This window comes from Jeotgalibaca sp. PTS2502, assembly GCF_001975685.1.
Taxonomy (GTDB): domain Bacteria; phylum Bacillota; class Bacilli; order Lactobacillales; family Aerococcaceae; genus Jeotgalibaca; species Jeotgalibaca arthritidis.
On the sequence record NZ_CP019433.1, the window covers coordinates 501,833 to 516,130 of the forward strand.

Here is a 14,298-nt window from a genome sequence, read left to right on the forward strand (position 1 = left end):
ATAGTATAGCACAGTGTTGACTAAGAACAAAAAAACGAAAGTATGTTTATTACAGTTTGATTACATTTATAACAAATTGTGAAAAAAGTAAAAAGAGAGTTAAAAACCCTCTATAATGGAGCTATCTGAAATGCTTTAAAATTCGATAGGAGTGGTTTATTTGAATATTTCTAGAAAACGGTTGCATACCATCAAACAAGCAAAAAACATACAAGATAAAATCCTTTCTTCTACAGAACAAATGAAAAAGGGCTTTGCCTTAATGGGAGCTTCTGCACTTGTATCTACTATTGCTGCGCCTATCCAAGCGAATGCCAAGGAAAATGATTCAGCCAAACAAACAACAACTAAAATATACTCTGATAATGCATTTTTAAATACGATTATTCCATCGGCTTCTAATAGTGCAGCTAATAATGATTTATATGCATCGGTAATGTTAGCACAAGCAATCCTTGAAAGTGGATGGGGAACAAGTTCATTGGCCTCAGAACCAAATTATAATCTATTTGGAATTAAAGGAAATTATAACGGTCAGACAGTTGAAATGAGCACCTTAGAAGATAAGGGTAATCAAAATTATTATGAGATAAAAGCTGAATTCCGTAAGTATCCGTCATATGCGGAATCTCTTGAAGATTATGCTGCTTTAATTAAAAACGGTACAAGTTGGGATTCAAATTATTATAGTGGTGCATGGAGATCGAATGCATCAACTTATGAAGATGCGACAGCTTACTTAACAGGACGCTATGCGACAGACAGTGCCTATAATACGAAATTAAATCGTATTATTGAAACACATGGATTAGCAGAGTATGATTCACCAACCACAACAACACCAGTAACACCAGTAACACCAGTAACACCAACCACAGTAACACCAGTAACACCAACACCAGCAACACCTGAACCTGCTGGTCAAACAGGCACAAGCTATACGGTCAAATCTGGTGATACCTTGTATCGCATTGCCTTAAGTAATGGGACTACTGTTGCTAATCTAACAACATGGAATAGTTTAAAATCAGAAAGTATTTACCCAGGTATGACACTCATCGTATCTAAAACGACTAGCCAGCCCGTTGAAACAGCACCAACAACTCCAACGGTAACTAATCCAGCTGTTAATACTAGCTCTTATACGGTCAAATCTGGTGATACGCTGTGGTCAATTAGTCAGAAGTATAAGGTGACTATTGCTCAAGTAAAATCTTGGAATAATTTGAAAACTGACTTTTTACAAGTTGGTCAGAAGTTAGTAGTTTCGACTTCAACAACACAAACAGGTCAAACAAATACAGGAAATACGACAACACCTAGTCAGACAGTGACTACACCAACGGCTAAAACAATTACCGTCGTTAATGGTGACACCTTGAACAAGATTGCGACTAAAGCAGGTATGAGTTTAGCAGAGCTTAAGTCAGTGAATAATCTGACGTCAGATGTGATTTACCCAGGTCAAATTTTATATACAACCACAAAAGCAACTACAGAAACAACCACAGTTGTTAAAGAACAAACTGTTCAACAAACTAAACCTAATCCGTCTGTATCTACGAAAACAATCACCGTCAAATCTGGTGACACACTGTATCGTTTAGCAACAAGCGCTGGTTTATCATTAGCTGAATTTAAGTCTATTAACAACTTGCAATCAGATCTGATTTATCCAGGTCAAGTGTTAGTAACATCAAAGACAACAGTCGTTGTAAAAGAGCAAGAAAAACCCGCTCAAACAACACCTGTAACGAACCAATCAACTTATACTGTTCAAAAGGGTGATACCTTATATGCAATTGCAACTAAAGCAGGCGCATCTGTTTCTCAAATAAGAGAATGGAATAAATTGGCTTCCGATTTAATTTTTGTCGGTCAGTCGTTAACGCTGGTTGGCAAAACAGCAGTAGTTGAACCAACCCAGACAATTGCTCCATCAGGGAGTTATGAAGTGAAGCGTGGCGACACACTTTACTCCATTGCTAAAAATAATGGTATTAGTTTGACACGGTTACTGGAAATAAATGATGTCAACTCATCAACGATCTATCCCGGTCAACTATTGAAAGTAAAGTAAGTCTTGAAAAAAGCCTATATATTTGATAAAATACGGTAAATAAATTGAAAAACGTTGAGAAGGATTAGTAGGCTAGATGAATCGATAGCGAGTGCATGGTTGGTGGAAATGCATGATTCAAATATCTGAACTCACCTTTTAGTTGTCATACTGAATATAGTAAGTATGACCGGTTCACCTCGTTAGCGGTATGAGAAGAGAATGATTATTCATTCTAATTAATAGGTGGTACCACGATAAAATCGTCCTATAGATTTCCCAAGGGGATTTCTATAGGCTTTTTTATTTTCTCAACGTTTTTACTATGTTTATAAAAAGGAGCAAAGAAACATGTCTTACAATCATCAAGAGATTGAGAAAAAATGGCAAAAGTATTGGGATAAAAACCAATCATTCAAAACAGAAAAAGGAACAGAAAAACCTAAATATTATATTCTAGATATGTTCCCTTATCCATCTGGGCAAGGCTTGCATGTGGGCCATCCGGAAGGCTATACAGCTACTGATATTTTAGCGCGTATGAAACGTTCACAAGGCTATAATGTTTTGCACCCAATGGGATGGGATGCCTTTGGTTTGCCTGCAGAGCAATATGCCCTTGATACAGGAAATGATCCTGCTGAATTTACAGCTCATAATATTAAGACATTTAAACGTCAAATTAAATCACTTGGATTTAGTTACGATTGGACAAGAGAAATAAATACAACCGATCCATCATACTACAAATGGACCCAATGGATTTTTACAAAACTATATGGAAAAGGTCTTGCTTACGAGGCAGAAGTATCCGTTAACTGGTGTCCAGCTTTAGGAACTGTTTTGGCAAATGAAGAAGTCGTTGATGGTGTGAGTGAACGTGGTGGACACCCTGTTTATAGAAAGCCAATGCGTCAATGGATGTTGAAAATCACTGCTTATGCAGAACGTTTGATTGATGATCTAGAGCTAGTCGACTGGCCTGACAGTATTAAAGAAATGCAACGTAACTGGATTGGTCGTTCTGAAGGATCAAATGTGACATTTGATATTAAAGGAACTGATAAAACCTTTACAGTCTTTACGACTCGCCCAGATACTTTGTTCGGCGCAACTTACACGGTTATGGCACCAGAATTGCCATTAGTTCAAGAGATTGTATCTGATGAGCAACGTGAAACTGTTCAAGCTTATATTGATTCAGTTGCTTTGAAGAGTGATCTAGAGCGTACAGAACTTTCAAAAGATAAAACAGGTGTCTTTACGGGTGCGTATGCGATTAACCCAGTAAATGGCAAAGAGATTCCGATTTGGATTTCTGACTATGTTCTGTCTACATACGGAACAGGTGCGATTATGGCAGTTCCTGCTCATGATACACGCGACTATGAATTTGCTAAAAAGTTTGAGCTTGAAATTATTCCTGTCCTTGAAGGCGGCAATGTTGAAGAAGAAGCCTTCACTGGAGACGGAAACCACATCAATTCTGACTTCCTAGATGGCTTGGATAAAGCAACTGCAATTCAAACTATGAATGAATGGTTGACTGAGCATAAGGTCGGCGAAACGGTTATTTCTTATCGTCTCCGTGACTGGTTGTTCTCACGTCAACGCTATTGGGGAGAACCAATTCCAGTTATTCACTGGGAAGATGGCACGTCAACAACACTTCCAGAAAATGAACTGCCTTTGTTGTTGCCTAAAACAGATAAAATCCATCCGAGTGGAACAGGTGAATCGCCACTTGCTAACATCGATGAGTGGGTGAATGTTGTTGATCCTGTTACAGGGATGAAAGGAAGACGTGAAACGAATACGATGCCACAATGGGCTGGTAGTTCATGGTACTTCTTGCGCTTTATGGATGCTCATAACAGCAATGCCATTGCAAGTGAAGAAGCAATGTCTTATTGGCAAAATGTTGACTTGTATATCGGTGGTGCAGAACACGCTGTTCTTCACTTACTATATGCGCGCTTCTGGCATAAATTTCTTTATGATATCGGTGTTGTTAAAACGAAAGAACCATTCCAAAAACTATTTAACCAAGGTATGATTTTAGGCGAGAATAACGAAAAAATGTCTAAATCAAAAGGGAATGTTGTTAACCCAGATGATATCGTTTCTGAGTTTGGTGCAGATACATTAAGACTTTACGAAATGTTTATGGGTCCTTTGGATGCAAGTACAGCTTGGAGTGAAAAAGGAATTGAAGCAAGCCGTCGCTTCCTTGATCGTGTATGGCGCTTGTTTATTGATGATAATGGTCAATTGCGTGACCGTATCACAAAAGTAAACACAGGTGAACTAGACAAGGTTTATCACCAAACAGTTAAGAAAGTAACAGAAGACTATGAACAACTACACTTCAACACAGCTATTTCACAAATGATGATTTTTGTTAACGAAGCTAACAAAGCAAAAGCTTTGCCAGTGGAATATGTTAAAGGCTTTGTTCAATTGCTTGCGCCAATTGCGCCTCACTTGGCAGAAGAAATTTGGGAAAAACTAGGCAACTCAGACAGCATTTCTTATGTGGCATGGCCAGGCTATGATGAAGACTATCTTGTAGAAGATGAAGTAGAAGTTGTTTTCCAAGTTAATGGGAAGGTGAAATCACGTGCCAAAGTATATGCATCTCTATCAAAAGATGAGTTAACTGATGTGGCGATGCAAGACGAGAAAATTAAAGAAGAAATTGCAGGGAAAACAATCCGTAAAGTGATTGCAGTTCCTGGTAAATTGGTTAATATTGTTGCCAACTAATATGTTTTAATAAAAAGGATTGAGCTGAGACGCTCAATCCTTTTTATATTGAGATGACTAATCAATATAGCCTTCAAAATATTGTTGTATCTTACATCTTATCCCCCAAATCTAAGATACAGCAAACTGTCGCCCAATCTTGTAGAGTGTGTCACCACTTTTAACCGTATAAGTTGTTGTCAATCCTGTGTTTGAAAGTGATTCAAGACCTGTTAGTTGAGAAATGGTCACGAAGCGATAGCCCATACTCTTTAAGGAAGGAATAATTTTTTCTAAAGCTGCTGGTGTACCACTTGCGCCAGCGCCTGTATGCATTAGAATGATAGAAGAAGGTGTCATTTGATTTAAAATATGATTAGTAATGGTCGTCGAGTAATTGCCGTTTCAATCGAGAGAATCGATGGTCCAAGGGCCGGTATAAGTATAACCACCATTTCCAACAGTTTAAAGAAGAAGTGAATGGGTTGAGCCGAATGGTGCCCAGAAGAAAGGCTTGGCTGATTGTGAAAGCAATCAAGAGGGTGACTAATCATCGTGTTGTCACTTTTTTGTGAGTTATCATGATAATACTCTTTCTATGTGAATGAAAATAATTACTAGCCACGTAATAAAGAAGCCTTTTCTTGCTTTTATTATATCACTTCTTATTAATAATGAACAGATTTATAGTTTCCGTTCTATAAAACCAAGATGGAAATATTAGCAAAGGAAAGCTATAATAGATAAAGGTCAAAAAGACATCTAATGAAAAAACAGGCAGAGGTTGAATAATATGCAAAATTATAAAACAAGAGCTGAGCGTAAGCGAGCTGAAAGGCTAAAGGAAGAAGAGCCTATTGAAATTGAAGAAGACTTACAACAAACGATTCAGTTTGACCAACCATTATTAGTTGATGAACTAGAAGAAGTTATTCGTAGCGAATCCGAAGAAAAAATGGTTGAAGGAACATTTTGGATGACTTTCGGAAGCATTTTTTCGCGTCTTTTAGGAGCACTCTATATTATTCCATGGACTGCTATGATGGGAGCCGGATCACAAGTTGGAAACGCCTTGCTTTCGGTTGGTTATGCACCATATCAATTGTTCCTATCAATTGGTACAGCTGGTTTTCCCTCAGCAATGTCAAAGCAAATCGCTGAGTTTAATGCTAAAAAGCAATATAAAGCAGGCCAAGACCTTTTCAAAAAGAGCTTACTTTTTATGCTCTTAACGGGATTAGCGAGCAGTGTTGTGATGTACTTATTAGCGCCATTTATTGCTGCTAATAGTCCAATTGCATCTTTAGCGGATAAAACCTTAGTAATTCGATCTTTAGCGCCGGCATTGCTAATCGTACCAGTGATGAGTTTAATCAGAGGGTATTTTCAAGGTTATCAGGATATGATTCCTTCAGCGATTACACAAGTCGTTGAACAAATTATTCGTGTTGCTTATATGTTATTAGCAACCTTTGTTGTCATGAAAATATTAGACGGAAGAGTTGCAACTGCTGTTGCTCATTCCACTTTTGCTGCTTTCGTAGGAGCCTTTGCATCTCTTATCATGTTGATTTGGTACTACCAACGACATATGAAAAAATATAGGAAGCTGTTGGCCGCTGATCAATCAACAGTTAGCATTGACATTTCGAGTGCCATTAAAAAAATGGTGGCTGAGTCGATACCCTTTATTGTCGTTGGTTCCGGGATTACTTTTGGCAAGTTTATTGATCAATTCACCTTTGAACCAATTATGCTTCGTTTGACGGATTACAATAAAGATGTCATCGGTGAATTATTTAGTTTATTTAGCTTTAACGCTGATAAATTAATTATGATTATTATCTCTCTAGCAGTAGGGATGTCAGCAACATCAATTCCTTTGTTAGTTGAGAATTTTATCAAGGAAGACTTTAAACAACTTAGAAAACAAATTGAGCAAATTTCAAAATTATTTTTCTTTGTTATGCTGCCAGCAGCCTTTGGAATGATGGTTGTATCACGACCTATTTTTTCTGTGTTCTATGGGTCATCGCAATATAATGCACTTGGCTCACAGCTATTAATGATTGCCTGTGTGATGAGTATTGTTTTAGGAGCCTTTACGATTGTAGCATCTATTTTGCAATCATTTGGTGACCATTTATCAGCTATTATTTATCTAGGCGTTGGTCTACTCGTAAAACTAGTTGTTCAGTATCCCTTTATCTATTTTTTTCAGACTGCGGGAACGCTATATGCGACAACTCTTGGCTTTTTAGTTACAACAGTCCTGTGTACGTGGAAAATTCATAAGCTTGTTCAACTAAAGTGGGATGAAACGCTACGAAGTATTGGTTTAATGGCCTTGATAACAGGCTGGATGACCGCAGTTGCTCACATTGTATTACGTCTATCTAGCTTATTTTTATCAACCGATAGAAGGGGAACAGCCTTTGTGATTGTGGTTTTAGTTGCTGGTTTTGGTGGCTTTGTTTATATCTATTTAGCTTTAAAAACAAAGATAGCAGACGAGGTATTAGGAGAACGTGTGGCAGGTTTGCGTAGGAAATTAAAGATATCATAAGGAGCGATCATGTGAGATTAGATAAATTTTTATCTCATACGGGATTTGGATCACGTAAAGAAGTAAAAGTCTTATTGAAACAGAAAAAAGTAGTGGTTAATGATAAAGTGGCCTCTAAGGGTGAGATGAAAGTTGATCTTAACCAAGACCAAGTCGTGGTTAATGGCGAACGTATTCAGTACCAAGAGTTCCACTATTTGATGTTACACAAGCCAGCAGGTGTACTGAGTGCAACTGAAGATATGAAGCAAAAAACAGTCATTGATTTGCTATCAGAAGAGTATCAGCACCTTAATTTATTTCCTGTTGGTAGACTAGATAAAGATACAGAAGGCTTGTTGCTCTTAACAAATGATGGCGAGCTCGCTCACTTTCTACTATCACCAAAAAAAGAGGTAGCCAAACGCTATTATGCAAGAGTGGCTGGCATTATGGATGAATCTGATTGTGAGGCCTTTAAAAATCGTATCGTTTTGGAAGACGGTTTTGAATGTCTGCCCGGAGAACTTGAAATCAAGTCAGTGAATGAAGAGAAACAAAAATCTGAAGTGTTTATTACCATTAAAGAAGGTAAATTCCATCAAGTTAAGCGAATGGTCAAAGCGAGAGGTAAGGAAGTCACTTATCTGAAACGTTTAACCATGGGGAGTTTAGTACTAGATCCCAAGCTTCAATTAGCAGAATACCGTTATTTAACTGAATCTGAATTAGCAGATTTAAAAGCGTATTTGCCAAATAAATAAGTGGAAATGCTGAATCAATCAGTAAAAAATGATAAGATAGAAGAATAGTGCTCCTAATGGGAGATAGAAGTTTAAAAAGGACGTGTTTTTATGGAAATCAATTGGCAAAGTGAAGTTGAAAAAAGAAAAGAAGATATTCTTGATGATTTATTTACAATTTTAAGAATTGATAGTGTTAGAGACGATGCGAAAGCAACAGCAGAAATGCCTGTTGGTCCAGGACCGAAAGAAGCATTAGAAGCGTTCTTAGCAATTGGTGAACGCGATGGTTTCCTAACTAAAAACGTTGGAAACTTAGCAGGACATATTGAATACGGAGAAGGCGAAGAATTGATGGGTGTCTTTGGACACGTTGACGTTGTACCAACTGGTAGCGGCTGGGACACAGATCCGTTTGAGCCTGTTATTAAAGACGACCGCATTTATGCACGTGGATCAAGTGATGATAAAGGCCCATCTATGGCAGGTTACTATGCCATTAAGATTATTCGCGATTTAGGACTACCTATTTCTAAACGTGTTCGTATGATTATCGGAACTGACGAAGAGAGCAGTTGGAAATGTATGGACCACTACTTAGCTCATGAAGAAACACCTGACTTTGGCTTTTCACCAGATGCGGATTTCCCAATTATTAACGGTGAAAAAGGAAACCAATCCCTTTATATCCAATTCCGTGGAGACAATAAAGGTGGTAAAAACCAATTGTTGAGTTTTGATGCAGGTTTGCGTGAAAACATGGTTCCTCAAGATGCGACTGCAGTCTTTACAAGTGAAGAAGCTGACGTTATCGAAAAAGCATTCTTTGAATTCGTTGAAAACAATCCTGTGACAGGAACTATTCATGTTGAAGGAGAACAAGTAACGATTGAGTTAGTTGGTAAATCATCACATGGTATGAACCCAGCTGGCGGAATCAATGCAGGAACCTACTTAGCTGTTTTCTTAAATCACTATCAATTTGGTGGAGACGCTGCTAAATTCCTACAATTGATTACAGACTACATTCACTTGGAACATACAGCTGAAAAATTAGGCTTAGCTCATACAGATGAAGTTATGGGTGAATTAACCATGAATGCGGGTATCTTTACCTTTACACCAGAAAAAGGCGGCAATATCGCCTTAAATTTCCGTTACCCAACAGGTGTAACAGCAGAAGGATTAGAAATTAAAACAGAAGCTGCTTTAAGCGAATTTGGTGTGACTATTGCTAGGAGTGACGGTAAATTACCTCACTATGTTCCAGCAGATGATCCATTGGTAAAAACATTATTGGACGTTTACGAAAAACATACAGGCCTAAAAGGACATGAACGCTCAATTGGTGGCGGAACTTACGGACGTCTACTAGAACGTGGCGTTGCTTACGGAGCATTGTTCCCAGACAGCATTGACACAATGCACCAAGCAAACGAGTTCCTAGCATTAGATGACTTGTTTAGAGCAACTGCTATTTACGCAGATGCGATTTATGAGTTGATTAAATAACTCTTAAATAAAAATAAAATAACAGAGACACGCGCTTTTAATAAGCGTTTGTCTCCGTTTTTTGATGGCGTAACTTCATAAAAATAAAATGTGTCTAAATCATAAACAATTCTTTTTAGTTAATTAAAAACCATCTAATAGCTATTTTTATAGTTTAAACTGGGTTACAATCATTTTTAAAAAGGGGTATACACAATGTCAACGGAGTTAATAAGTGAAGCGTTTAAAGATGTGTTTCAGATTGCTTTTAATATGGTGTTTCCATATATTGCTCTCATGTTGAGCTCAGAGTTTTTTGTTATTTCTGGTGTAAATATGTTTAAGTTAGCACGAGAAAAAAATTATTTAAAAATGATTGGAAAACTCATGTTACTGGTATTGTCCTTGCTTTTGTTTTATTGGGGAATTAATAATACAGCATTCAATGCTAGCATAATCATTTACCTTTCAATTGCTATTGGAGTATTGAAAGGGATGGTTACGATAACGAAGTAAATTTATCTGTTACCACGCGTTTTATTGTAACCATTATAGTAGGAATTATAAGTTTTGGTTAGATTTCGCTCAAGTTCATTTAGTGAGAAAAAATATTTACATATAGAGGTATGATTTTAATTTCAAATTGATTACTACTCCCTCTACCAACAAATTCAACCAATATTCACGCAAATTTGCATAAATGAAAAAAGATGCTATAATATATCTCATATGAAAGATATCAATACACGAGATTTTTGTTTTTTTGAGGACGTTTATTCACACTGGCGTAGCTATGGAGCTACAAGGATGTATTAGAGGTTAGGGAATACATCGTTTAAATGAGAAATAATTAAAAATGAAGTAATAGTTTTGCCCCACTTTAAATATTGAATATTGATTAGTTAGATAGCCTTCTCTAGTTTACTAGAGAAGGCTATCGTTCATTTTATGGACACAACTATTACTAAGAAATAACATTTTGAAATATTCATTTTGCTAAAAAATGCACAGAATATCCAAGATATTGATTTTTAAAGGTGATTTATTTATAAACTATCATCAAATTACTTATTAAAACAAAAAAACAATAAATGATTGTCATAAAAAAACTCAATAAACAACGTTTATCATCTTGCTATCTGAAACAAAGTTGTCATATTTATAATACAGACGAATAGCCTTTAAAATGATATACTCATTGAGGTATTAAAGGAAAAAGGAGAATCTTTGTTGAAAAAAAGATATTTTGCATTAGCATCTAGCATATTACTGTTATCATCATTCGGAAATTATACTGATATTCAAGCCCATAGTTTAGATGACTTAAATCGCGAAAAGCAAGAACTTGAACAAGAAACAGAAAATGTTGAAGAAGAAATTAATAAAAAAGAGTCATCAATTGTTGAACTCGAGAAGGAAAAAGATGACCTTCAAGCAAATGTTGAAGAGTTGCAAAAGAATATTGATCTCCTAATGAAACAGTTAGAAGAACAAGAACAAAAGCTCATTAATATAGAAGATAAAATAGTGTTATTGGTTGAACGGATTGAAGAGTTAGAAGTTGTTATTGAACAACGAACAGCAAAATTAAATAACCAAGCTCGTCTGATTCAAACAGAAGCAAACTTGACTGATTTTGTTACGATTGTTGCCAGTGCAGAGTCTTTCACTGACTTGGTCGGGAAAGTAGGTACAGTTAATCGTTTGATTACTGCTAACAAGGAGATCGTTCAGCAACAAGAAAATGATAAGTTAGAAGTTGAAGAATCGAAAGAAAAAGTAGAAGCAGAAAAAGTAGCTGCTCAAACTTTAAAACAAGAGATTACAATTTCAAAGAATAATGTCGTTGCTCAACAAGATGAATTAAATGTTGAGATTTCTAAAATCCTTGATAATGTTGCGTTAACTGAATCAGAAAAACAAGGATTAGAATCTACCAAAGCCTTATTAACAGAGAAATCAAGTCAAATTGCTAAGGATATTGCTAGCGAGGAGAAACGATTAGAAAACGAGCGTATTGCGCGTGAAAAAGCTGAAGCAGAAAAATTAGCTCAAGAAAAAGCAGCTCAAGAAGCAGCAAATAGTGTCGTTTCAACTGTTATAGAAAAATCATTAGCACCAGCAACTAATTCTTCAGGCTTTATTCGTCCGGCATCTGGTTATAATTCTTCGCCATATGGCTTTAGAATTAGCCCCGTTGACGGTGAACACCGTATGCATAATGGGACAGATATTGCAGGAGGTGGACCAATTGTTGCAGCGCAAAGTGGTGTTGTAGAGATTGCAGCATTTGATGCAACATATGGTTACCATGTTGTCATTAACCATGGCTCGATTAACGGTAAGGAAGTTAAAACGAAATATGCTCATATGACGCCAGGCCTACAAGTTGCTCCAGGGCAAAGTGTTCAGCAAGGGCAACAGATTGGAACAATGGGAACAACGGGTCAATCAACAGGTGTTCATTTGCACTTTGAAGTGTTTGAAAATGGGTCATTTGTTAATCCGATTAATTATATTTCAATCTAATCCGAAAGTCGCTGGTTTAACCAGCGACTTTTTTTTAATTCATTGCTATAATGGGTAGCGTTGATAGGGGGCAAGAGAGATGGAACGAATAACATCTACGAATAATCAAAAAATAAAAGAATGGCGGAAGCTTCATACTGCTAAGGGTAGAAAACAAGCAGGTTTGTATATGATTGAAGGGGAACACCTTTATATTGAAGCCTACAACCATCATATTAAAATTGAAGTAATCATAGTGTCTGACCATTACTTAGAAAAAAATCCTCATATTGAAGCAACAGTTATTGTTAGTGATTCTGTGATGCAGTCGCTGTCTCAAACGGAAACAGCACCGGGAATTATTGCCATTTTACCAATTGAAGAACCAACTATGCCAAGCCAATTAAATGGCAAATATATCCTTCTTGATGCCGTTCAAGATCCAGGTAACGCTGGTACGATTGTTAGAACAGCTGATGCTGCAGGATTTGATGGTGTTGTGTTTGGAACGGGATCGGTAGATGCCTTTAATGACAAGGTAGTTCGTTCTATGCAAGGCAGTCAATTCCACATACCCATTTACCGTGTGGATTTAGCTAATTTAATCAATTCCTTTAAAGAAGCAGGGACTCCTGTTTATGGGACAGCTCTTGATGAGCGTGCAAAAAGACACAAAGAAATTCCTTTTACTGATTCAGTGGCCATTATTATGGGTAATGAAGGTAACGGTGTTTCTAAATCTGTTTTAGAACAAACAGACGCTAACGTTTATATTCCAATCATTGGGAAAGCAGAATCTTTAAACGTTGCAGTTGCCGCAAGTATTTTGATGTATCATTTCGTTAATTAAAGTTGTTACCAATATGTGACATTTTTATCAAAATGACAAAAAAGTAAGATAAACCACTAGTCAAGCATTCAAATTCATGTATAATAAGAGACGTACTTTTAATAAGGAGAATGATGAATGACAGACTTGAAGTGGGGAAAAGATGAGGAATTCATTTCGTATATAAGCGATTTGTTGAAAACTGAAGAAGTTCAAATGTTAAAAGATATTACTCAGCACTATCACAGTACTCGTTTAGATCATTCAATCTCTGTGGCATACCGCAGTTATTGTATCGGCAAAAAACTTAACTGTGACGTTCGGGCTATATCAAGAGCGGGTCTATTACATGATTTGTTTTACTATGACTGGCGCACGACAAAGTTTGACGAAGGCTCTCATGCCTACGTACATCCAAGAATTGCGTGTGAAAATGCCTTGAAATTAACTGAATTATCTGATTTAGAAAAAGATATTATTCTAAAACATATGTGGGGAGCAACGATTGCTCTACCAAAATATAAAGAGAGCTACATTGTTACCTTAGTAGATAAGTATTGTGCTTGTGACGAAGCTTTATCACCTTATGTGAACCGTACGAGAGATACTTTTCGCGGCAAATGGGCCTCACTTAAAAGGAGTATTTTAACTAATACGATTAGTTTTTAATAAAACAGATAAAAGTGGACGATAATCGTCTGCTTTTTTACTAAATTAATAGAATTGAGAAGGTGTAAATAATGGGAAACATGAACCTTTCAGGTGACTGTATTTGTCCGCGTTTTGAAAAAACATTTACTATTTTGGGTAAAAAATGGACTGGTCTGATTATCGAAGTGTTATTAGTAGATAACCGCCGTTTCAAAGATATTTCAGAGCAAATTTCAGGAGTAAGTGACCGTGTATTGGTTGAACGTCTGAAAGAATTAGAAGAAGAAGGTATTGTTCTTCGAACTGAAAATGAAGAAGGCCCTATTAAAGTGATGTATAGCTTAACTGAAAAAGGAAGATCGCTAGAAAAAGTCATGGCTGAGATTCAAACATGGGCAGATAAATGGATTTGTGTAGAGGCTTGACGAAGTCTTGAAAGACTGTTAAATTAATTAAAGAATAAAAGAAATGCATAGACAGGAACTGCCTGCCAATTAGTACTGGTTACAGGGAGATTTGCCACAGACTGAGAGCAAATCAATCAGGAAGGGCATGTTTTCACTCCTTGAGCAGACTTTGGGATTTGCATAAGCAATGAATAAAGCTCCGGCAACTTTGTCGTTAATGAATGAAGTGTTACTCAATATGAGTAAAACAAGGGTGGTACCGCGATATCTCGTCCCTTTTTGGGAGGAGTTTTTTTGTGCATTTTTTTAGACTGTGAGGG

General features: G+C 36.8%; 11 protein-coding genes and 1 other annotated feature. Of the genes, 10 read left to right on the forward strand and 1 reads right to left on the reverse strand.

All coding sequences use genetic code 11. From position 1 onward, the window contains the following. The first annotated feature begins 160 nt into the window (after positions 1-160). Positions 161-2,080, forward strand: coding sequence for a LysM peptidoglycan-binding domain-containing protein (locus BW721_RS02535; RefSeq protein WP_076765797.1), 1,920 nt, complete (start codon positions 161-163; stop codon positions 2,078-2,080). 45 nt (positions 2,081-2,125) lie between these two features. Further along, positions 2,126-2,333 (forward strand) — a binding site (T-box leader). Positions 2,334-2,410: 77 nt separating this feature from the next. Further along, on the forward strand, positions 2,411-4,825 hold the full coding sequence (gene leuS / locus BW721_RS02540; RefSeq protein ID WP_076765800.1) for a leucine--tRNA ligase: 2,415 nt from the start codon (positions 2,411-2,413) through the stop codon (positions 4,823-4,825). A gap of 111 nt (positions 4,826-4,936) precedes the next feature. On the opposite strand, the gene BW721_RS02545 is transcribed toward leuS, so the two are convergent. Next, positions 4,937-5,164, reverse strand: a complete 228-nt coding sequence (locus BW721_RS02545) for a LysM peptidoglycan-binding domain-containing protein (protein ID WP_156892177.1) — start codon at positions 5,162-5,164, stop codon at positions 4,937-4,939. Positions 5,165-5,597: 433 nt separating this feature from the next. On the opposite strand from BW721_RS02545, the gene BW721_RS02550 reads away from it, so the two are divergent. From BW721_RS02550 to BW721_RS02585, 8 genes are all read left to right on the forward strand, one after another. Continuing rightward, positions 5,598-7,370: a putative polysaccharide biosynthesis protein gene (locus tag BW721_RS02550; protein WP_083686760.1), complete on the forward strand. Its 1,773-nt coding sequence runs from the start codon at positions 5,598-5,600 to the stop codon at positions 7,368-7,370. An 11-nt stretch (positions 7,371-7,381) separates the two neighbouring features. Then, positions 7,382-8,113, forward strand: a complete 732-nt coding sequence (locus tag BW721_RS02555; protein ID WP_076765804.1) for a pseudouridine synthase — start codon at positions 7,382-7,384, stop codon at positions 8,111-8,113. Between the two features lie 90 nt (positions 8,114-8,203). Further along, positions 8,204-9,604, forward strand: a complete 1,401-nt coding sequence (gene pepV / locus BW721_RS02560; RefSeq protein ID WP_076765806.1) for a dipeptidase PepV — start codon at positions 8,204-8,206, stop codon at positions 9,602-9,604. A gap of 195 nt (positions 9,605-9,799) precedes the next feature. Then, on the forward strand, positions 9,800-10,099 hold the full coding sequence (locus tag BW721_RS02565) for a hypothetical protein (protein WP_076765808.1): 300 nt from the start codon (positions 9,800-9,802) through the stop codon (positions 10,097-10,099). A gap of 714 nt (positions 10,100-10,813) precedes the next feature. After that, the gene (locus BW721_RS02570; RefSeq protein WP_076765810.1) at positions 10,814-12,112 is read left to right on the forward strand and encodes a peptidoglycan DD-metalloendopeptidase family protein; all 1,299 of its coding nucleotides are present in this window, start codon (positions 10,814-10,816) and stop codon (positions 12,110-12,112) included. Between the two features lie 79 nt (positions 12,113-12,191). Further along, complete coding sequence (locus tag BW721_RS02575; RefSeq protein ID WP_076765812.1) at positions 12,192-12,941, forward strand: TrmH family RNA methyltransferase; 750 nt, start codon at positions 12,192-12,194, stop codon at positions 12,939-12,941. Between the two features lie 117 nt (positions 12,942-13,058). Then, a complete protein-coding gene (locus tag BW721_RS02580; RefSeq protein ID WP_076765814.1) occupies positions 13,059-13,589 on the forward strand; it encodes an HD domain-containing protein in 531 nt (176 codons plus the stop codon). Between the two features lie 71 nt (positions 13,590-13,660). Next, the gene (locus BW721_RS02585) at positions 13,661-13,996 is read left to right on the forward strand and encodes a winged helix-turn-helix transcriptional regulator (protein ID WP_076765816.1); all 336 of its coding nucleotides are present in this window, start codon (positions 13,661-13,663) and stop codon (positions 13,994-13,996) included. Positions 13,997-14,298 lie beyond the last annotated feature (302 nt).

Bases quoted from the DNA above. Each gene is read 5' to 3' on its own strand.
- leuS (WP_076765800.1), top strand. From the start codon at position 2,411: ATGTCTTACAATCATCAAGAGATTGAGAAAAAATGGCAAAAGTATTGG.
- BW721_RS02545 (WP_156892177.1), bottom strand. From the start codon at position 5,164: ATGACACCTTCTTCTATCATTCTAATGCATACAGGCGCTGGCGCAAGT.
- BW721_RS02585 (WP_076765816.1), top strand. From the start codon at position 13,661: ATGGGAAACATGAACCTTTCAGGTGACTGTATTTGTCCGCGTTTTGAA.
- BW721_RS02575 (WP_076765812.1), top strand. From the start codon at position 12,192: ATGGAACGAATAACATCTACGAATAATCAAAAAATAAAAGAATGGCGG.
- pepV (WP_076765806.1), top strand. From the start codon at position 8,204: ATGGAAATCAATTGGCAAAGTGAAGTTGAAAAAAGAAAAGAAGATATT.
- BW721_RS02580 (WP_076765814.1), top strand. From the start codon at position 13,059: ATGACAGACTTGAAGTGGGGAAAAGATGAGGAATTCATTTCGTATATA.
- BW721_RS02550 (WP_083686760.1), top strand. From the start codon at position 5,598: ATGCAAAATTATAAAACAAGAGCTGAGCGTAAGCGAGCTGAAAGGCTA.
- BW721_RS02565 (WP_076765808.1), top strand. From the start codon at position 9,800: ATGTCAACGGAGTTAATAAGTGAAGCGTTTAAAGATGTGTTTCAGATT.